We start from the raw sequence: 18,100 nt of genomic DNA on the forward strand, positions 1-18,100 counted from the left end.
CCCTTCCCCACAGCAGGAGTTCCAGCATGCGCAAGACCCGCAAGACCCTCGTCGTCATGGCCGCTTCCGCCGCGCTCGCCGTCACGCTCACCGCCTGCGGCAGCGACGACGGCAACAGCAGCGAGAGCAGCGGTGCCGCCGCCGACAGCGCGAGCAAGACCGAGGACCACAACGCCCAGGACGTCACCTTCGCGCAGGGCATGATCCCCCACCACAAGGGCGCCCTGGAGATGGCGGAGGAGGCGACGGAGCAGGCCTCGTCGGCCGAGGTCAAGTCCCTGGCGGCCCGCATCGAGAAGGCCCAGACAGCGGAGATCGCGACCATGTCCGGTTGGCTGAAGACGTGGGGCGAGGACGTCCCGACGTCGACGGAGTCGATGCCCGGCATGGAGGCGATGCCGGAGATGAACCACGGCTCGGCGGCCGAGGACTTCGACAAGGCGTTCCTCGCCATGATGATCGAGCACCACAAGGGCGCCGTGAAGATGGCCACGGCCGAGAAGGCCAAGGGCACGTACGGCCCCGCCACCGCCATGGCCGACGACGTCATCCGCACCCAGAACGCCGAGATCACCGAGATGAACAAGCTCCTCGGCAAGAGCTGACACCGCGGGTGAGCCGGCCGACGACGCTCAGGTCGGCCGGCTCACCGCCGCCGCCCCGAACAACGCCCCGCGCATCCCGATCCGCTCGTACGCGGCGATCGCGGGCGCGTTGTCCGCGTCCACCACGAGCGCGGCGCGCCCGTAGTCCCGTACGAGCGCCTCCACGACGAACCGGGAAACGGCCGCCCCCAGCCCCCGTCCCCGCGCCCCGGGATGAACGACAACCCCACCCAACAGCCCACACCCGCCCCCGGACCAGGCATCGGCAGCCACAGCGACAAGACCGCCGCCCGCATCACGAACCCCGGCCCAGCGACGCACTCCGACCCGCCCGGGCTGAGCGTGCGAGTGCGGAAAGGAGAGATCGAAGAGCGCACAGGCCTCGCGCTCGTCGGCACGATCCAGCCACCGCACATCAGGGCCAGGGGAAGGCTCGGCGGCCGGGAATCCGGTCTCCATCCACAAAAACGGCGCCAACGGCACAAGCCCCGGCACCCCCGCCACAACGGCCTCGATCAACCGAGCCTCCCCGAACGGCCGATAACTGGGCCCCACCTCGGCCAGCACATCCCGCACAAGAGGAACCACGTCGTCGGCCTCCCCCGCGACCACGACCCGATCCCGCCGGGACAACCCCGGACTGGCCACAGCAACGGCAGCCCCCAGCCGAAAAACCCGCACACCGGGCCCTGGCCGCCCATCGACCCCGCGCTGCTCGGCCCACACAAGATGCGCTGCCATCACGTCACGCTCCGCCCCCACCCACCCAGGGGCGCGGGGAACTGCGCGACCAGCCACAACGCACCCGCACTCGCCCACCCACCCACCGAAACCACACCCCCCTCACCCCCCACCCCCCACAGTGAACCCAATAACCGCCCCACCCCCCTCCCGCCGATTGGCAAACGGCGCCCCACCATGCGCGATAGCCACCTCCCGCACGATCGACAACCCCAGCCCCGACCCAGGCAAGCTACGAGCATCAGCAGCCCGATAGAACCGATCGAACAACCGCAACAGATCCCCCTCCGCAACCCCCGGCCCCCGATCCAGCACCTCCACCCGAATCGCCCCCTGCCGCCCCCGCTCCGCCCCAGTGACCGCGATCTCGATCGGCGCCGTCCCACCCCGGTCGAACTTGGCCGCGTTCTCGACAAGGTTGGAGATCGCCCGCTGAAGCGCCGCCGGCCGCGCGTCGGCGGAGGTGTCCCCGACCACCCGTACGACGACCTCCCGCCCAGTCCGCCGCCGCGCCACCACCGCCACCTCATCCGCGATATCGGCGATATCGAGCCGCTGCTTGGGCTCGGTGTCCGACTGACCGGCCGCCAGATCCACCAACTCGTTGACCAGATCGGTGAGTTCACGCGCTTCGAGGGCGAGGTCGGCGACCAGTTCCTCCCGGGTCGCGGGCGGCAGTTCGTCGATGCGGCGCAGCAGCGAGATGTTCGTACGGAGGGAGGTGAGCGGCGTACGCAGCTCGTGCCCCGCGTCCTGGACCAGCCGCCGCTGGTCCTCCTCCGACTGCGCGAGCCGACCGAGCATGCGGTCGAAGGACCGGCCCAGCCGCCCCACCTCGTCGGACCCGGTGACCGGCACCTGGATACCGAGCCGACGCGTCCGGGCGACATCCTCCGCGGCGGACGCGAGGATCCGCAGCCGGTGCGTGATCCGCCGGGCCAGCCACCACCCGAACAGCCCGGCCGCGACGACGACCGCGACGACCATCAGGATCGTCCGCTGCTGAAGCTCGCGGAGCAGATCCTCCGTGTCGCTGAACTCCTGCGCGACCTGCACAGCACCCCGCCCGTCGCCGAGCGCGACGGTCGCGATGCGGTAGACGTCCTGGCCGACCTCGACGTCCTTGTACTGCTCGGCCAGCCCGGGAACGGGCGAGGCGGCGATCCGCCGGTCCTCGGCGGTCACCGGCAGCGCCGGACTACCGCTGTCGACCACCTCACCCCCCGCCCCGAGCACCTGCACATCCGTACGGCTGGGCCGCACGATGTCGTGCCCCGGCTCGGACGACGAGAAGTCCTGCGGGGTCATCGTGTTGTGCCGCACCTCGTCCTGGAGGTCCTGCACGACCTCGGCGAAGGCGGACTGCTGGTCGACCCGGACCAGCCGCGCGGCGGCGTCGTACGACAGGAATCCGACGAGGACCGTCACCCCGGCCGCGACCGCGGCGAAGGACACGGCGAAGGTGGTCCGGAGCGAGGCCAGTCCCGCCCTCCGCAAGGTCACTCAGTCCTCCCGGAGGACGTAACCCACGCCTCGCACCGTGTGGATCAGCTGCGACGCGCCCGGCTCGTCGAGCTTGCGGCGCAGATAACCGACGTACACGGCGAGGTTCTTGGACCCCGGGCCGAAGTCGTAGCCCCAGATACGGTCGTAGATCGTGGAGTGGTCGAGCACGATCCCGGCGTTGCGCACGAGCAGTTCCAGCAGCTCGAACTCGGTCCGGGTCAGCTCCAGCTCCCGTGCCCCGCGCCACACCCGCCGCGCCTGGAGATCCATCCGCAGCCCGGCGGCGGCGAGCTGCCGCTCGGGAACGGCGGGTTCCTTCGCCACGTGCGAGGCGCGTACGTCGGCCGAGGCGGCGCCCCTGGCAGGGCGCTGCTCACCGATGCCCGTGCGGCGCAGCAGCGCCCGGAGCCGGGCGAAGACCTCCTCGACGTCGAACGGCTTGACGACGTAGTCGTCGGCGCCCGCGTCCAGGCCCGCGATCCGGTCGGCGGTCTCCACGAGCGCGGTGAGCATCAGGATCGGCGTACGGTCCCCCTCGGCGCGCAGCACCCGGCACACCTGGAGCCCGTCGATGCCGGGCATCATCACGTCCAGCACGAGCACGTCCGGCGGGGTGCGATGCGCCTGCGCGAGCGCCTCGACCCCGTCGGCGACCGCGGTGACCCGGTAGCCCTCCAGGGTCAGGGCCCGCTCCAGGGCGTGGCGGATGGCACGGTCGTCCTCAGCGAGCAGCACAGTTTGGGACACCCGCCCAGTGTGCCAAGGGGGGCTCTTACTCGCCTCTCACTGTCGGGGTGGGCGGGCGGGAGAGCCAAGGGTCACTGCAACGCCGCCAGCCGCTCGGCGAACGGCACCACAACGGGCCCGGGCGCGGGCACAGCACCCCGCACTCCCGACATCAGGCCCGCCAATTCCCCCGCAGCCCGCTCGATCCGCTCCGGCAGCCCCTCCGCACCCCAGTCCTCAGAGGCCGCGTACACGGCCGTAGGCACCACCACGGCCCGGAAATACGCGAACAGCGGCCGCATCGCGTGCTCCAGCACCAGCGAGTGCCGAGCCGACCCACCGGTCGCGGCGACCAGCACCGGCTTCCCCACCAGCGCGTCCTTCTCCAGCACATCGAAGAACGACTTGAACAGCCCGCTGTAGGAGGCCGAGAAGACGGGGGTGACGACAACGAGCCCGTCGGCCCCCGTCACCGCGTCCAGCGCCTCCGCCAGCTTCCGCCCCGGAAACCCGCTGGTGAAGTTGTGCGCGATCTCCACGGCGAGGTCGCGCAGCTCCACGACCTGGATGTCGACGTCCGCCTGCCGGCCCACCGCGGCGGCCAGCCGGTCGGCCAGCAGCCGCGTGGACGAGGGCACACTCAGCCCCGCCGAGACAACGACGAGCCTCATACCGCAGCCTCCTCCTTCTGCTCCTTCTGCGCGGCGGCCAGCAGGGACGCGTGCGTAGGCGCGTCCGGAACGCTCGCAGCCCGCCCCTTGGCGAACTCCTCCCGCAGCACCGGCACGACCTCCTCGCCGAGCAGGTCGAGCTGCTCGAGCACCGTCTTGAGCGGCAACCCCGCGTGGTCGAGCAGGAACAGCTGGCGCTGGTAGTCGCCGGCGTACTCCCGGAAGGCCAGCGTCTTCTCGATGACCTGCTGCGGGGACCCGACGGTCAGCGGGGTCTGGTCGGTGAAGTCCTCCAGGGAGGGCCCGTGCCCGTACACCGGCGCGACGTCGAAGTACGGCCGGAACTCCCGTACCGCGTCCTGCGAGTTCTTCCGCATGAACACATGGCCGCCAAGCCCCACGATGGCCTGCTCGGCCGTCCCGTGCCCGTAGTGGGCGTACCGGGAGCGGTACAGCTCGACCATCTTCTTGGTGTGGTCGGCCGGCCAGAAGATGTTGTTGTGGAAGAAGCCGTCGCCGTAGTAGGCCGCCTGTTCGGCGATCTCGGGCGAGCGGATCGAGCCGTGCCAGACGAACGGCGGTACGTCGTCCAGGGGCCGGGGTGTCGACGTGAACCCCTGCAACGGCGTACGGAACTTCCCCTCCCAGTTCACGACGTCCTCGCGCCACAGCCGGCGCAGCAGGGCGTAGTTCTCGACGGCGAGGTTGATGCCCTGCCGGATGTCCTGCCCGAACCACGGATACACGGGGCCGGTGTTGCCGCGCCCCATCATCAGGTCCACGCGCCCGTCGGCCAGGTGCTGGAGCATCGCGAAGTCCTCCGCGATCTTCACCGGGTCGTTGGTGGTGATGAGGGTGGTGGAGGTGGAGAGGATCAGCTTCTCCGTCTTCGCGGCGATGTACCCGAGCATCGTCGTCGGGGACGAGGGCACGAACGGCGGGTTGTGGTGCTCACCCGTGGCGAACACGTCAAGACCGACCTCCTCGGCCTTGAGCGCGATGGCGACCATGGCCTTGATGCGCTCGCGTTCGGTCGGCGTACGTCCCGTGGTCGGGTCCGGTGTGACATCGCCGACGCTGAAGATCCCGAACTGCATGGTCGCTCACCCTCCAGGTTGTTTACTCTTCAACTATAGCGTCCGCGTGCGACAACCGCGCCCCTTCCCGAGGTATTCCGCAGGCATTCCACCCCGTGCTAGAACTCGACGGAGGGAGATTTCCATATCAAGAGAATGAGGTTCTCGCGATGGCGGATGCACTGAGCCCGACGAGTGCGATGAGAGTCGTGGTGGTCGGCGCGTCCAGCGGACTGGGCCGTTGCGCGGGGATCGACCTCGGCGGCCGGGGAAACCGCGTCGCCCTGCTCGCCCGCAGACACGACCGCTTGGCCGACGCGGCGAAGGAGGCGGGCCCGGACGCACTCGCCATCGCCTGTGACGTGACCGACGAGGACTCCTGCCGGGCGGCGATCGAGGAGGCCGCCGCCGGACTCGGCGGCATCGACGCCCTCGTCTACACGACCGGCATCGGCCCCCTGGCCCCCATAGAGCAGACGAACGCCGACACCTGGCGCAGCGTGATGGACACGAACGTCATCGGCGCCGCCCTGGTCACCAACGCCGCGCTCCCCCACCTCACCGCCTCCGCCGGGACCGCCGTCTACCTCTCCACGGTCGGCGCCTCGATCACCCCCGCCTGGCCGGGGTTCGCGGGCTACCACGTCAGCAAGGCGGCCCTGGAGAAACTGGTGGAGGCGTACCGCGTCGAACACCCGGACGTCGGCTTCACCCGGTTCGTCGTCAGGGACTGCGGCGGCGGAGAGGGAGACTCCCGCACCGAGTTCAACAACGGCTGGGACATGACGTACGCCGCCGAGGTCGTCCCGGTCTGGCGGCAGCGCGGCTATCTCAGCGGCGACCTGCTCGACGTGTCCGAGTTCCTGCGCACGCTGGACGCCGTACTGCGCTGCGGCGGCACCATCCCGGAGGTGACGGTGACGCCGCGCGCGAGCCGGAAACCGTAGGGGAGGTCAGAAGTAGTAGGCGTCCCCGGTGTCGAGGACGAGCACACGCTGCTGGTCGTTGCCCCGGTTGCGGTCCACGACACCGCCGCTCCAGACCGTACCGATCTCCAGCGTCACCTCGGCGGGCATGCCCTGGAGCCGCATCCTCAGCCCGAGCTGCTCGCCCACACCGTCGGCGGCCAGCGCCCCCGTACGGCACACCACCACCCGCGCCCCGAGCCGCGCACACCCGTCCGGCAGCTGCTGCCGGGCGGCCAGCGGGGCCGACCAGGTCAGCCGCACGGTCGCGTCGGCAACGGCGGACGGCCCGTGATTGCGCGGCGTCACCCGCAGATCGATCCGCCCACGATCCAGCGAGACGGACCCGTGATAGGCGAGATCGGCCTCGGGCTCACCGGTGTCGGCCCCGGCGAAGCCCCCGCCCCCGACCACACCGACCGCCATCGCACCGGCCACCAGCCCACGCACCCAGACCCGCATACCCATGCCCACTCCTCGCCCAGAAGACCGTCACCGTCGTCGAAGGGATGTATCCCACCTGACGCGCCCGACAGGCGCCCTCCAACAGGTGACGGTGAACGGAGTGACGGGTGAGCCGACATGCCGGGTGAACGGACATGCGAGGCTGCCCGCATGTCCGTCCTGCGCTCCGTGGCCCTGTTCGTCGTCGCCGCCCTGTTCGAGATCGGCGGCGCCTGGCTCGTCTGGCAGGGCGTACGGGAGCACCGCGGCTGGGTGTGGATCGGCGCGGGCGTGCTGGCCCTGGGCGCGTACGGGTTCGTCGCCACCCTCCAGCCCGACGCGGAGTTCGGCCGCATCCTGGCCGCGTACGGCGGTGTCTTCGTCGCCGGTTCACTGGCCTGGGGCATGGCGGCGGACGGCTACCGCCCCGACCGCTGGGACGTGACGGGCGCCCTGATCTGCCTCGCGGGCATGGCCGTGATCATGTACGCCCCGCGAGGGAACTGAACCGGGACCTCCTCAGCCGAGCGGGTCGGGCGGCAGCAGCCCGAGCTGCCCCAGGAACTCCATCTGGTCGAAGTAGAGCCGGTAGTCGACGATGTGACCGTCCCGGACCGTCGCGATGTCGATCCCCCGGACCCGGACCTCCTTCTGCGTCGCCGGCAGATGCTCGCCGGAAGGCAGCTGGATCGGCCCGGTGTTCCGCCCGGTGAAGTAACCCTCGTCGACGGCCGTGTCACCGATCTCGTACGAGTGCACGGACTCGTACGTCGCCTCGGGCATCGCGTCGGTCATCTGCCGCCAGTACTCGACGATGTTGTCGCGCCCGTGGATCTCCCCGCCGTCGGGGGTGACGGCGACCGCGTCGGACGCGTACAGCTCGGCGACGGCCTTGAGGTCGGGCGTCGTCGTGAGCGCCTCCGTGAGCCGGTCCATGACGTCACGTGCTTCTCCCATGATCCACCTCCGTTGCCGCGGATCACCCACCCCATTTTCCCACCGCTGCCGGGCCCTGGCAGCCCCGCACAGGCCCACCCTCCGGACACCCCGCCACCGGCCGGCCGCCGCCTGCCTATCCTGGGCAACGCGAACCCGCACCCCAATCTCACCCAGGCACCTTGAGGAGCAGTCCCATGGCAACCGCCGCCGCCCCGTCCGCCGCCTCCCGCATCGCCGTGGTCACCGGCGCGAGCAGCGGAATCGGTGCCGCGACGGCCCGTCGGCTCGCCGCGGCCGGCTACCGGGTCGTCCTGACGGCCCGCCGCAAGGACCGGATCGAGGCGCTGGCCGAGGAGATCAACGCGAGCGGCGGCCAGGCGGCGGCGTACCCGCTGGACGTCACCGACCGCGAGGCGGTGGACGAATTCTCGTCCGCCTTCAAGACGATCGGCGTCCTGATCAACAACGCGGGCGGCGCACTCGGCGCGGACCCGGTGGCCACCGGCGACCCGGCCGACTGGCGCCAGATGTACGAGACGAACGTCATCGGCACCCTCAACCTCACCCAGGCCCTGCTCCCCGCCCTGACGGCGAGCGGCGACGGCACGATCGTGGTCGTCTCCTCCACCGCCGGGCACGGCACGTACGAGGGCGGCGCGGGCTATGTCGCCGCCAAGCACGGCGCCCACGTCCTCGCGGAGACCCTGCGCCTGGAGATCGTCGGCACCCCGGTCCGGGTGATCGAGATCGCGCCGGGCATGGTGAAGACGGACGAGTTCGCACTGACCCGTTTCTCCGGCGACCCCGAGAAGGCGGCGAAGGTCTACGAGGGCGTGGCCGAACCCCTCACGGCGGACGACGTGGCGGACACGATCACCTGGACGGTGACCCGCCCGAGCCACGTCAACGTAGACCTGCTGGTCCTGCGCCCCCGCGCGCAGGCGTCCAACACGAAGGTCCACCGGGACGTGTGATGACGGACCCGACGGAAGGCACAGAGGACACGGACGCCAAGGCCAGGGACCGGGAGCAGGAACAACAGCTCCTGGCCCTGGAGAAGCAGCGCGAACGCTACGTCTGGTACTACCTCGCGTACTTCCTCTTCGGCATCCACCTGGTGGCGTTCGTGATGATCTACGCGGTGAAGCACGCGAAGTAACTCCCCTGCGGGAGCTGCCGGTTACCGTTACCAGGTGACGGGCAGCTCATACACCCCGTAGACGATGCCGTCGTCCTTGAACGGAATCTTCTCCAGCTCGGCGGCCAGCCGCAGTTCGGGAACGCGGCGGAACAACGTGCCGTAGACCACCTGGAGTTCGAGCCGCGCGAGCGGCTGCCCCAGGCACTGATGAATCCCGAACCCGAAGGCCATATGACGGCGTGCGTCACGGGTGATGTCCAACTTCTCGGGCTCAGGAAAGAGACCGGAGTCCCAATTCCCGGTAGCACCAGGGATGATGACCCCCTCCCCGGCCCGCACAACCTGCCCACCGATCTCCAGATCCTCCAGCGCCAGGCGCCGTTGCCCGTTGTGGACCACCGTGAGATAGCGCAGCATCTCGTCCGCGGCACTGGCGAGAACCTTCGGATCATCGGTGTCACGCACGATCGCAAGCTGGTCAGGATGCTCCAGAAAGGCCAGAACCCCCAGCGCGATCATGTTGGCGCTGGTCTCATGCCCGGCGCCGAGCAGCAACTGCCCCAGCATGACCGCTTCTTGGCGGGTGAGATCACCTGCCTGGAACCGCGCGCCGAGCTCGGAGAGCATGTCGTCGCCGGGTTCGGCGATCTTCCGGTCCAACTGCCGGTCCAGATACTGGAATAGAGCCCCACTGGCGGCCCGCACGGCCTCCGGGGTCACGTCCCGACGCAGCCCGACCTTGCTGTTGCTCTGAAAGAAGTCATGGTCTTCATACGGCACCCCGAGAAGCTCACAGATCACGAGCGAGGGGAGCGGAAGCGCGAGCGCCTCGACGAGGTCGACGGGCTTGGGCCCGGCCAGCATCCGGTCGATCAACTCATCCGTCATCCGCTGAATGGCGGGCCGCAACGCCTCGATCCGCTTGATGGCGAAGGGGGCGGTCACCATGCGCCGGATACGGGCATGATCGGGATCGTCCATGTTCAGGAAGGACGGCGGCGTCTTGGCCGCAACTTCCCGAAACGCCTCGTTGAGATAAGGAAACCCGGCCCGGGTCGTATCGACACTGAGCCGCTGATCACCGTAGAGGGCCCGCTGATCCTCGTACCGAGTGACAAGCCAGTGCGTACTCCCGTCCCACAGCCGCACTTTGGACACCGGCTCCTCGGCATCCCGCTGGCGCAACGCCGGGGGCGGATCGAAGGGACAGGCGGAATCGCGGGGCATGGGGAAGTCTGCGATGGGGGTCGTCACGGCGCCGGCGCTCCTCGTGGTGGGGGGACAAGGACGTGCTGCGCCATCGAATCGCGGCTTCCTGACAATTCCCGGACAGGAACCTGACGGCACGCATCCGTGGCCGAGGTCACATTGACTTATATGCAAATTAGCCCACAGGGGTGGTGATCCTCGATCACCCGAACGGCAGAAGAACTCCCGACCTAGGCTCACGCCACAACCTCAACACGACGGCCCCCGGCCGGGATGGCACTCCCGGCCAAGGGCCTGACCAACACGGAAGTGGAGCTTCCCTGTGGCTGACTGCGAGCCTAGCGCTCACCAGTTCCACCAGTTCATGGACCTCACGGTCCCGGAGTACGCGTACATGTTCGGCTTCTTGCAGGCGGACGGGCATCTAAGGCAAGGGCCCGGAAAGAAGGGTCGGTTGAGCGTCGAAATCAACGTCCGAGACATCGACCTTCTGCGCAAGTTCCAGAAGCTCACGCCGTACTACAGCAGCGTCACAGAACGCACGCGGTCGACGAACTTCGCCGAGACCCAGCACTCAGCCACCTGGAGCCTGTGTTCTCTCGAAGCCAGGACCAGGCTCAATGAACTCGGCCTGCCATACGGCCGCAAGTCAAAGACAATCGGCCCGCCCCACGTCGAGTTCGCGCAACGAGACTATCTGCGGGGCCTCATCGACGCCGACGGATCGGTGGGCTTCACAGGAAAGGGCTTCCCCTTCGTTTCCCTCACCACTGCCAGCACAGACACTGGCGCCTACCTGTGCAGCTACGCAAAGCAGGTCACGGGTGCCGAGCGCCTACTCAAGCGCAACACCCGCGACAACATCTACAACGTCTTCTACACGATGGAGACCGCACAGAACCTGGCCGCCCACCTCTACTACCCGGGCTGCCTGTCCCTGGAGCGCAAGCAGACAGCCGCCGACTCCTTCGCGAACTGGGCGCGCCCTGGCGGCATGAGGGCCGCCTACACGCAACGCCGCTGGAACGAGCGCGAGGACCGGGTCCTACTGGAACTCAACAGCCCGCAGGCGGCGGCAGAAGCGCTCGGCAGAACCGCTCAGAGCTGCAACCTCCGCGCCTGGCGCCTGCGTACCGGCCAAGTCCCCATGCCAAGCGACCAGTAACCCAATGAGTGAGGCCCCCGGTTTCGCCGGGGGCCTCACGTGTCAGCCCTTCACGCAGATGAACTGCTTCAGCTTCGCCACGACCTCGACCAAGTCCCGCTGCTGATCCATCACCCGCTCGATCGGCTTGTAAGCACCCGGAATCTCATCCACGACGCCCGAGTCCTTACGGCACTCCACGCCCCGCGTCTGCTCTTCCAGGTCCTTCGTCGAGAAGCGACGCTTCGCCGCGTTGCGGCTCATACGCCGACCCGCGCCGTGGGACGCCGAGTTGAAGGCCTTCTCGTTGCCGAGACCCTTCACGATGTACGTGGCCGTACCCATCGAACCCGGAATGATTCCGAGGTCCCCTGCACCAGCCCTGATCGCGCCCTTACGGGTCACCAACAGGTCCATCCCCTCGTAGCGTTCCTCAGCCACGTAATTATGATGACAACTGACCTCCGTCTCGAAGGTCGGCTTCGCCTTCTTGAACTCCTTGCGGATCACGTCCTTGAGGAGCGCCATCATGATCGAGCGGTTGTACTTCGCGTACTCCTGCGCCCAGTAGAGGTCGTTCCGGTAAGCGGCCATCTGCGGGGTGTCCGAGATGAAAACAGCGAGGTCGCGGTCGACCAAGCCCTGGTTGTGCGGAAGCTTCTGAGCCACGCCGATGTGGTACTCGGCCAGTTCCTTGCCAATGTTCCGCGAACCGGAGTGCAGCGTGAGCCACACCGCCCCCTCAGTATCGAGCGACACCTCAAGGTGATGATTCCCGCTGCCGAGTGTCCCCATCTGCTTAGCGGCCCGCTCCTCCCGGAACTTCACCGCGTCCGCCACCCCGTCGAACCGCCCCCAGAAGTCATCCCACCCCGCAGTGGCGAGCCCATGAAACCGCCCAGGCTCAACGGCAGAGTCATGCATCCCCCGCCCCACCGGAATAGCCTGCTCCACCTTCGACCGCAGCCGAGACAGATCCCCCGGCAGATCGTTCGCCGTCAGTGACGTCTTGACGGCGGACATCCCGCAGCCGATATCGACCCCCACCGCCGCAGGGCACACAGCCCCCTGCATCGCGATGACCGACCCGACCGTCGCCCCCTTGCCGAAGTGGACGTCCGGCATGACCGCCAGGCCCTTGATCCACGGCAGGGTCGCCACGTTCCGCAGCTGCTGCATCGCGACGTCCTCGACCGACGCCGGGTCGGTCCACATACGGATCGGAACCTTCGCACCCGGCACTTCTACGTACGACATAACGCCCTCATCCCCCAGAAAAACCAACAGAAGTCTCAAATCGCAAAACCGGCGCCAAGGTCAACGAAAAGGGATGCCGGACCGGCGTTCACGGTGGTGCGTGCGATACACATTGTCTGCCGGTGACGCCCCTGTGCGGCAAGCGATTAACCAGCGGGGACACTGGTACCGGCACCGCCCCGCAAAGATCGTTCACATCGTCGAGAGGAAACCGACCGTGCAGCGCAAGGCGTACGTACCCGGTGTCGCCGTGCTCCTCGCGGCGCTGCTGGCCGGCTGCACCGGCGGCTCGGGCAGCGACGACACCGCCGAGGACGCCAAGCCCGGCGACACCGGCACCACGACCGCCGCGGCCCAGCCCGGCCGGTACGACACGCTCCCCGAGCCCTGCGGCGCGGTCAGTCACGACGCCCTCGACTCGCTGCTGCCCGGCATCACGCAGCTCACGGACGAGGAGCAGAAGGAGCAGGCGTACGACGGCGAGTCGACCCTCACCTACAACACGGACCGCAAGGTCGGCTGCCGCTGGAAGGTGGAGTCCACGGACGCCACCGACCATCTCCTCGTCGATTTCGAGCGGGTCGTGTCGTACGACAACTCCGTGAGTGACGACAGCCAGGCGACGGACCTCTTCGCGACCAAGGTCGTGGCCGCCGATCTGCCGGACCCCATCGCCTCCGTCTCCGCCACCCCCACCGAGTCCGCGTCCGCGTCCGACTCCGCCTCGCCTTCCCCCTCCGCCACCCCCACCGACGCGGCCTCCGCTTCCACCTCCTCCACCACCGCCTCCCCTGACGCCGAATCCGCCGCCGCCCTCCAGCCCCGCCTCCTCGACGGTCTCGGCGACGAGGCGTTCCTCGACGACGAGCTGAGCAGCGCCGGTTCAACGGCCCAGCAGCGCACGGTGACTGTGGCGTTCCGCACGTCCAACGTCATCGTGACCATCGAGTACGTCGAGCAGCCGGCGACGCTCGGCACCGTGCCGGACAGCAAGGAAATGCAGGACAGGGCGCGGAAACTGGCCTCCCAGCTCGCCGGCGCGTTCGACTGAGAGGCGCCCTGCGTGACCTCGCGGCGGCCCTCCGCAATGGGTGTGAAGCCAGGCACCGCGCGCCCCTCACCGCGTACCGTGGCCCCTCGGACCCGATCCGACCGCAGGAACCGAGAGCCGCAGGAACCACAGCGCGATGAGTGAAGGAACCATGCACCGACCCGCACAGCGAGACCAGCGAGACCAACGAGACGACCGGCTCGGCCGGACCGCCACCGTGGCACCGAAGCGGCTGCGCCGCGCCCTCGCCGCCCTGGCCACCGTCCCCGTACTCCTCCTCGTAGCCGTCGGCTGCTCCTCCGACTCTGGATCCGACTCCGGGTCGGCCGGCTCCGCCGACAACGCGGCGAAGGACACGGACGCCACCGGTGCGGGCGAGACGGTGAGCGCGTCTCCGACCGTGCAGGCGGCGGCGTACCAGAAGATCCCGGAGCCGTGTACGGCGCTGACGACGAAGACGCTGAAGGAACTTGTCCCGAAGGGTGTGAAGTCGGGGAAGGAGGGTTCCTCCAACGACACGTCCACGCGCGGCAGTTGCTCCTGGACGAGCCTCACCAACAACGGTGTGAAGGGCTCCCAGTTCCGCTGGCTGAACGTGTCCCTGCTGCGCTTCGAGTCGAACGCGACGCGTGGTTCCGGCGACGAGTTGGCGCAGGCGTACTACGAGACCCAGGTGGACGACGCCCAGTCGGTGTCGGGGGCGAAGAACGTCGCCTCGGAGCCGGTGACCGGGGCGGGCGACGACGCGACGTCGGTGCGCTACGACCTGAAGAAGAAGGAAGGCGCCTTCCGGCAGCAGACGGTGGTCGTCCGGGTCGAGAACGTCGTCGTGACCCTCGACTACAACGGCGCCGGGCTCGCCGGCGAGAAGACGCCGAGCGCGGAGAGCCTGTCGAAGGCCGCGGTGAAGGCGGTCAAGGAAGCCGTGGCGAAGGTGTCGTCGACGAACGGCGACGGGGACGCGGCGACCTCCGCCCCCTCCAACTCCCCTTCCTCCTCGGCGAGTTCGTCGGCGAAGCCGAGCGCGTCCGCCTCGAAGTCCGCTTCCACGTCACCTTCCTCTTCGGCAACGAAGAAGAACTGACTTTGTCTCCGCAATACGTACGCCGCACACATGTGCCACCCTGTTGCGCGCAACAGCACGCACAGGGAGGGGAGTACGGGTGTCCGCGCCAATCCAACTGACACGAACGCACCGGGTGCTCATCGGAGTGGTCGTGTTCGGCGCCGTGATCATCGCCGCGATCGGCTTCGCGGGGTCGTACGCGGCCGTCCGTGAACTGGCGATCCAGAAGGGCTTCGGGAACTTCAGCTACGTGTTCCCGATCGGCATCGACGCGGGTATCTGCGTCCTGCTCGCCCTCGACCTTCTCCTCACCTGGATCCGCATCCCGTTCCCGCTGCTCCGGCAGACGGCGTGGCTGCTGACGATGGCGACGATCGCGTTCAACGGCGCGGCGGCCTGGCCCGACCCGCTGGGCGTCGGCATGCACGCCGTCATCCCGGTGCTGTTCGTGGTCGCGGTCGAGGCGGCCCGGCACGCCATCGGCCGCATGGCGGACATCACGGCCGACAAGCACATGGAGGGCGTCCGCCTCACCCGCTGGCTCCTCTCCCCCCTCCCCACCTTCCTCCTCTGGCGCCGGATGAAGCTGTGGGAGCTGCGCTCCTACGACCAGGTCATCAAGCTGGAGCAGGAACGTCTCGTCTACCAGGCCCGCCTGCACGCCCGCTTCGGCCGGGCCTGGCGCCGCAAGGCCCCGGTGGAGTCCCTGATGCCCCTGCGCCTGGCCCGCTACGGCGTCCCCCTCGCGGAGACGGCCCCCTCGGGCCTGGCGGCGGCGGGCATCGAACCGGCCCTGCTGCCACCGGCCCCGGCGCCGCAGCCGGAACTGGAGCCCGCCGTCGCGAAGGCGGTCGCACCTCCCGCCGTACAGAACAACGCGGCGCCCGCCCAGGAGCAGGCGCAGCAGCAGGCGCAGCAGCGCCCCGCGCCCGAAGGCGGCGAACTCCCCCAGGAGCCGGCCTACGCCGAGCCCCAGAACCCGTGGCTCCAGATGCGGGACCCCCGGGCCATCGCGTACCAGGGCGGCTACGACCCGACCTACGACCCGGCCAACGACCCCGCCTACATCCAGTGGATGGAGGAGCAGCAGCAGGCCGAGCAGTACGAGGCCCAGCGGCAGTTCGAGGCGCAGCGGCAGCAGTACGAGGAGCGGCTGCGGTTCGAGCAGCAGGCGTTCCCGCAGCAGTTCGAGGAGCCGCCGGCCTCCGCCCAGGAGGAGGCCCCGGAGCCGTCCCCGGAGGACACCGGTACCTTCCCGATCCCGGCCGGTCCTGGCCGTACCCGTGAGATGGGTGCGGGCGGTGGTCCCCCGGAGCCGACGGAGGAGGACTTCTACCTGGTGTTCAAGAAGTCGATAGACGGCAGCTACCCGACCTCGGGCCAGTTCAGGGGCGATGTGGAGGCGACGTACGGCACCAAGCTCCCGCAGCGCGAGGCCGACCGCATGGTCAACCGTTTCACCAACCGCCACACGGCGGAACTCCAGGAAGACCACATCGCGTAATACCCAGAGGCGCGAGTACGACGGAAGGGGCGCCCGGCACAGGCCGGGCGCCCCTCACGCACAACAGGTACGACCGCCCTACTCCCCGAGGAGAACCCGCACCCGCTCCTGCCCCACCGCGAGGAGCAGGGTGGGCAGCCGGGGCCCGGTGTCCCGCCCGACGAGCAGGTGGTAGAGCAGGGCGAAGAAGGTCCGCTGGGCGACCTTGATCTCGGCGGGAAGTTCCTTGGCCGTGGCGTCGGCGGAGAACCCGGCCTGAACCTTGGGCACGCCGTAGACAAGATGCGTAAGCCCGTCAAGGGACCAATTACTGGCAAGCCCGTCCACGAGAAGCCGCAGCGACTGCCGCCCCTGCTCGTCGAGGGACTTGATCAACTCGGTGTCGGGCTCGCTACGCACGATGGTCCGCTGATCAGCGGGAACCTGAGTATTGATCCAGGCTTCGGCCTTATCAAGCCGAGGCCGAACGACATCCAGCGAAGCAAGCGGATCGGAAGGATCGAGCTCGCTCAGGATCCGCAGCGTCTGGTCCTCGGCACCGGCGGTGATGTCGGCGACGGAGGCAAGCGTCCGGTACGGCAACGGCCGTTCCGTACGCGGCAGTTCGCCCTCGGCGGTACGCACCGCACGCGCGTGCGCGGCTACGTCGGCCGGCAGCGCGGTGCCGTCGGCGACCTTGGCGTCGAGCTTGTCCCACTCGTCGTACAGCCGCTGGATCTCCTGGTCGAAGGCGATCTTGAACGACTGGTTGGGCCGCCGCCGGGCGTAGAGCCAGCGCAGGATCTGCGGCTCCATGATCTTCAGCGCGTCACCGGGCGTGGGCACGCCACCCTTGCTGCTGGACATCTTGGCCATGCCGCTGATGCCCACGAAGGCGTACATGGGCCCGATGGGCTGCTTGCCACCAAAAATCTGCCCGACGATCTGCCCACCGACCTGGAACGAGGAACCAGGAGACGAGTGATCGACACCGGAGGGCTCGAACACAACCCCCTCGAAAGCCCACCGCATGGGCCAGTCAACCTTCCACACCAGCTTGCCGCGGTTGAACTCGCTGAGCAGGACGGTCTCGGAGAACCCGCAGGCGGTGCAGGTGTAGGTCAGCTCGGTGGTGTCGTCGTCATAGGCGGTGACGGTGGTGAGGTCCTTGCCGCACCCACCACAGAAGGGCTTGTACGGGAAGTACCCGGCGGACCCGGAACTCCCGTCGTCCTCAGCGGCGGCCCCGGACCCTTCGGCGGCGTCGACCTCAGCGGCGTCAAGAGCCTTCTGAGACTGCTGAGGCTTCTTGGCAGGGGCCTTCTTGGTCCGATACTGATCAAGGATCGCGTCAATATCCCCGCGATGCTTCATGGCGTGCAGAATCTGCGCGCGATAGGCACCGGAGGTGTACTGGCTGGTCTGACTGATCCCGTCGAATTCGACACCGAGCTGAGCGAGGGCGTCGACCATGGCGGCCTTGAAGTGCTCGGCCCAGTTGGGATGGGCGGACCCCTTCGGCGCCGGTACGGAGGTCAGCGGCCGCCCGATGTGCTCGGCCCAGGACGCATCAACCCCCTCCACCCCGTTGGGCACCTTGCGATAGCGGTCGTAGTCGTCCCAGGAGATGAGATGCCGGACTTCGCGCCCCCGCCGCCGGATCTCGTCGGCGACAAGATGCGGGGTCATGACCTCGCGGAGATTCCCCAGGTGAATGGGCCCGGAGGGCGAGAGCCCCGACGCGACGACCACAGGTTTGCCGGGGGCTCGACGCTCCGACTCCTCGATGACCTCATCCGCGAAACGGGAGACCCAGTCGGTGGTCTCGGTGCTCTGAGCCACGATCGGCACGTCCTCTTTTTCTGAGAGTTCCTCAAGATCAGCCGGTACGGTCGACGACTGACAGCCCCATTCTCCCAGGTCCCCCCAGAACCACGAAAACGCCTTTCCGGGACCCCCTCCAGCCCGTCCGGCGTTTGAGGACGAGGCCGTTCAGCGCGACCTTCCCACCCACCCGCCCCCGCCCTCCCAGCGCCGGCCCGCACCCCCAGCCCGTCCGGCGTTTGAGGACGAGGC

20 protein-coding genes are annotated in these 18,100 nt (G+C 68.7%); 9 read left to right on the plus strand and 11 right to left on the minus strand.

Features of this window, described 5'->3' with window-relative positions; all coding sequences use genetic code 11:
- Positions 1 to 26: 26 nt before the first annotated feature.
- Positions 27 to 605 carry a DUF305 domain-containing protein gene (locus ACWCRB_RS32060; RefSeq protein ID WP_450999386.1) on the plus strand — a complete coding sequence of 193 codons (579 nt, stop codon included), beginning with the start codon at positions 27 to 29 and terminating at the stop codon, positions 603 to 605.
- A gap of 27 nt (positions 606 to 632) precedes the next feature.
- On the opposite strand, the gene ACWCRB_RS32065 is transcribed toward ACWCRB_RS32060, so the two are convergent.
- The 5 genes from ACWCRB_RS32065 to ACWCRB_RS32085 form a co-directional block, all read right to left on the minus strand.
- Positions 633 to 1,346: a GNAT family N-acetyltransferase gene (locus tag ACWCRB_RS32065; RefSeq protein ID WP_450999387.1), complete on the minus strand. Its 714-nt coding sequence runs from the start codon at positions 1,344 to 1,346 to the stop codon at positions 633 to 635.
- Positions 1,347 to 1,448: 102 nt separating this feature from the next.
- A complete protein-coding gene (locus ACWCRB_RS32070) occupies positions 1,449 to 2,849 on the minus strand; it encodes a HAMP domain-containing sensor histidine kinase (protein WP_450999388.1) in 1,401 nt (466 codons plus the stop codon).
- A complete protein-coding gene (locus ACWCRB_RS32075; RefSeq protein ID WP_450999389.1) occupies positions 2,850 to 3,599 on the minus strand; it encodes a response regulator transcription factor in 750 nt (249 codons plus the stop codon).
- A gap of 71 nt (positions 3,600 to 3,670) precedes the next feature.
- Entirely contained in the window at positions 3,671 to 4,249 is a 579-nt protein-coding gene (locus ACWCRB_RS32080) for an FMN reductase (protein ID WP_450999390.1), read from the minus strand.
- Positions 4,246 to 5,346 (minus strand): LLM class flavin-dependent oxidoreductase, encoded by a 1,101-nt coding sequence (locus ACWCRB_RS32085; RefSeq protein ID WP_450999391.1) that lies wholly within the window; start codon positions 5,344 to 5,346, stop codon positions 4,246 to 4,248. The genes ACWCRB_RS32080 and ACWCRB_RS32085 overlap by 4 nt, the downstream gene beginning before the upstream one ends.
- Before the next feature lie 149 nt (positions 5,347 to 5,495).
- Here ACWCRB_RS32085 and ACWCRB_RS32090 point away from each other — a divergent pair, with 149 nt between their 5' ends.
- Complete coding sequence (locus ACWCRB_RS32090) at positions 5,496 to 6,272, plus strand: SDR family oxidoreductase (RefSeq protein ID WP_450999392.1); 777 nt, start codon at positions 5,496 to 5,498, stop codon at positions 6,270 to 6,272.
- A gap of 6 nt (positions 6,273 to 6,278) precedes the next feature.
- Here the strand turns inward: ACWCRB_RS32090 and ACWCRB_RS32095 are convergent, their stop codons facing one another.
- Positions 6,279 to 6,752 (minus strand): hypothetical protein, encoded by a 474-nt coding sequence (locus ACWCRB_RS32095; RefSeq protein WP_450999403.1) that lies wholly within the window; start codon positions 6,750 to 6,752, stop codon positions 6,279 to 6,281.
- A gap of 153 nt (positions 6,753 to 6,905) precedes the next feature.
- Here ACWCRB_RS32095 and ACWCRB_RS32100 point away from each other — a divergent pair, with 153 nt between their 5' ends.
- Positions 6,906 to 7,241, plus strand: a complete 336-nt coding sequence (locus ACWCRB_RS32100) for a YnfA family protein (protein WP_235475813.1) — start codon at positions 6,906 to 6,908, stop codon at positions 7,239 to 7,241.
- Positions 7,242 to 7,253: 12 nt separating this feature from the next.
- Here ACWCRB_RS32100 and ACWCRB_RS32105 read toward each other — a convergent pair whose 3' ends face one another.
- Positions 7,254 to 7,691 carry an ester cyclase gene (locus ACWCRB_RS32105; RefSeq protein WP_450999393.1) on the minus strand — a complete coding sequence of 146 codons (438 nt, stop codon included), beginning with the start codon at positions 7,689 to 7,691 and terminating at the stop codon, positions 7,254 to 7,256.
- A 176-nt stretch (positions 7,692 to 7,867) separates the two neighbouring features.
- On the opposite strand from ACWCRB_RS32105, the gene ACWCRB_RS32110 reads away from it, so the two are divergent.
- Together ACWCRB_RS32110 and ACWCRB_RS32115 are read left to right on the plus strand one after the other, a co-directional pair.
- Positions 7,868 to 8,647, plus strand: a complete 780-nt coding sequence (locus tag ACWCRB_RS32110) for an SDR family NAD(P)-dependent oxidoreductase (RefSeq protein WP_369036231.1) — start codon at positions 7,868 to 7,870, stop codon at positions 8,645 to 8,647.
- Positions 8,647 to 8,832 carry a hypothetical protein gene (locus tag ACWCRB_RS32115; protein ID WP_450999394.1) on the plus strand — a complete coding sequence of 62 codons (186 nt, stop codon included), beginning with the start codon at positions 8,647 to 8,649 and terminating at the stop codon, positions 8,830 to 8,832. Before ACWCRB_RS32110 ends, ACWCRB_RS32115 begins: the two co-directional genes overlap by 1 nt.
- Positions 8,833 to 8,859: 27 nt before the next feature.
- Here the strand turns inward: ACWCRB_RS32115 and ACWCRB_RS32120 are convergent, their stop codons facing one another.
- Positions 8,860 to 10,041, minus strand: coding sequence for a cytochrome P450 (locus tag ACWCRB_RS32120; RefSeq protein ID WP_450999404.1), 1,182 nt, complete (start codon positions 10,039 to 10,041; stop codon positions 8,860 to 8,862).
- Between the two features lie 436 nt (positions 10,042 to 10,477).
- Here ACWCRB_RS32120 and ACWCRB_RS32125 point away from each other — a divergent pair, with 436 nt between their 5' ends.
- Entirely contained in the window at positions 10,478 to 11,188 is a 711-nt protein-coding gene (locus ACWCRB_RS32125; protein WP_450999395.1) for a hypothetical protein, read from the plus strand.
- Between the two features lie 42 nt (positions 11,189 to 11,230).
- On the opposite strand, the gene ACWCRB_RS32130 is transcribed toward ACWCRB_RS32125, so the two are convergent.
- Positions 11,231 to 12,424, minus strand: coding sequence for an RtcB family protein (locus tag ACWCRB_RS32130; RefSeq protein WP_450999405.1), 1,194 nt, complete (start codon positions 12,422 to 12,424; stop codon positions 11,231 to 11,233).
- 217 nt (positions 12,425 to 12,641) lie between these two features.
- Here ACWCRB_RS32130 and ACWCRB_RS32135 point away from each other — a divergent pair, with 217 nt between their 5' ends.
- From ACWCRB_RS32135 to ACWCRB_RS32145, 3 genes are all read left to right on the plus strand, one after another.
- Positions 12,642 to 13,475: a DUF3558 domain-containing protein gene (locus ACWCRB_RS32135; RefSeq protein WP_450999396.1), complete on the plus strand. Its 834-nt coding sequence runs from the start codon at positions 12,642 to 12,644 to the stop codon at positions 13,473 to 13,475.
- 151 nt (positions 13,476 to 13,626) lie between these two features.
- Positions 13,627 to 14,559 carry a DUF3558 domain-containing protein gene (locus tag ACWCRB_RS32140; protein WP_450999397.1) on the plus strand — a complete coding sequence of 311 codons (933 nt, stop codon included), beginning with the start codon at positions 13,627 to 13,629 and terminating at the stop codon, positions 14,557 to 14,559.
- Between the two features lie 79 nt (positions 14,560 to 14,638).
- Positions 14,639 to 16,045 carry a DUF2637 domain-containing protein gene (locus tag ACWCRB_RS32145; RefSeq protein ID WP_450999398.1) on the plus strand — a complete coding sequence of 469 codons (1,407 nt, stop codon included), beginning with the start codon at positions 14,639 to 14,641 and terminating at the stop codon, positions 16,043 to 16,045.
- Positions 16,046 to 16,123: 78 nt separating this feature from the next.
- Here the strand turns inward: ACWCRB_RS32145 and lysS are convergent, their stop codons facing one another.
- Positions 16,124 to 17,875 carry a lysine--tRNA ligase gene (lysS, locus tag ACWCRB_RS32150; protein WP_450999399.1) on the minus strand — a complete coding sequence of 584 codons (1,752 nt, stop codon included), beginning with the start codon at positions 17,873 to 17,875 and terminating at the stop codon, positions 16,124 to 16,126.
- Positions 17,876 to 17,903: 28 nt separating this feature from the next.
- On the minus strand, positions 17,904 to 18,100 hold a 197-nt coding region (locus ACWCRB_RS32155; protein ID WP_450999400.1), incomplete at its 5' end, for a hypothetical protein.

Source organism: Streptomyces sp. NPDC002156, from assembly GCF_053593675.1.

Bases quoted from the DNA above. Each gene is read 5' to 3' on its own strand.
- ACWCRB_RS32060 (WP_450999386.1), top strand. From the start codon at position 27: ATGCGCAAGACCCGCAAGACCCTCGTCGTCATGGCCGCTTCCGCCGCG.
- ACWCRB_RS32065 (WP_450999387.1), bottom strand. From the start codon at position 1,346: ATGGCAGCGCATCTTGTGTGGGCCGAGCAGCGCGGGGTCGATGGGCGG.
- ACWCRB_RS32080 (WP_450999390.1), bottom strand. From the start codon at position 4,249: ATGAGGCTCGTCGTTGTCTCGGCGGGGCTGAGTGTGCCCTCGTCCACG.
- ACWCRB_RS32085 (WP_450999391.1), bottom strand. From the start codon at position 5,346: ATGCAGTTCGGGATCTTCAGCGTCGGCGATGTCACACCGGACCCGACC.
- ACWCRB_RS32090 (WP_450999392.1), top strand. From the start codon at position 5,496: ATGGCGGATGCACTGAGCCCGACGAGTGCGATGAGAGTCGTGGTGGTC.
- ACWCRB_RS32095 (WP_450999403.1), bottom strand. From the start codon at position 6,752: ATGCGGGTCTGGGTGCGTGGGCTGGTGGCCGGTGCGATGGCGGTCGGT.
- ACWCRB_RS32100 (WP_235475813.1), top strand. From the start codon at position 6,906: ATGTCCGTCCTGCGCTCCGTGGCCCTGTTCGTCGTCGCCGCCCTGTTC.
- ACWCRB_RS32105 (WP_450999393.1), bottom strand. From the start codon at position 7,691: ATGGGAGAAGCACGTGACGTCATGGACCGGCTCACGGAGGCGCTCACG.
- ACWCRB_RS32110 (WP_369036231.1), top strand. From the start codon at position 7,868: ATGGCAACCGCCGCCGCCCCGTCCGCCGCCTCCCGCATCGCCGTGGTC.
- ACWCRB_RS32115 (WP_450999394.1), top strand. From the start codon at position 8,647: ATGACGGACCCGACGGAAGGCACAGAGGACACGGACGCCAAGGCCAGG.
- ACWCRB_RS32120 (WP_450999404.1), bottom strand. From the start codon at position 10,041: ATGCCCCGCGATTCCGCCTGTCCCTTCGATCCGCCCCCGGCGTTGCGC.
- ACWCRB_RS32130 (WP_450999405.1), bottom strand. From the start codon at position 12,424: ATGTCGTACGTAGAAGTGCCGGGTGCGAAGGTTCCGATCCGTATGTGG.
- ACWCRB_RS32140 (WP_450999397.1), top strand. From the start codon at position 13,627: ATGCACCGACCCGCACAGCGAGACCAGCGAGACCAACGAGACGACCGG.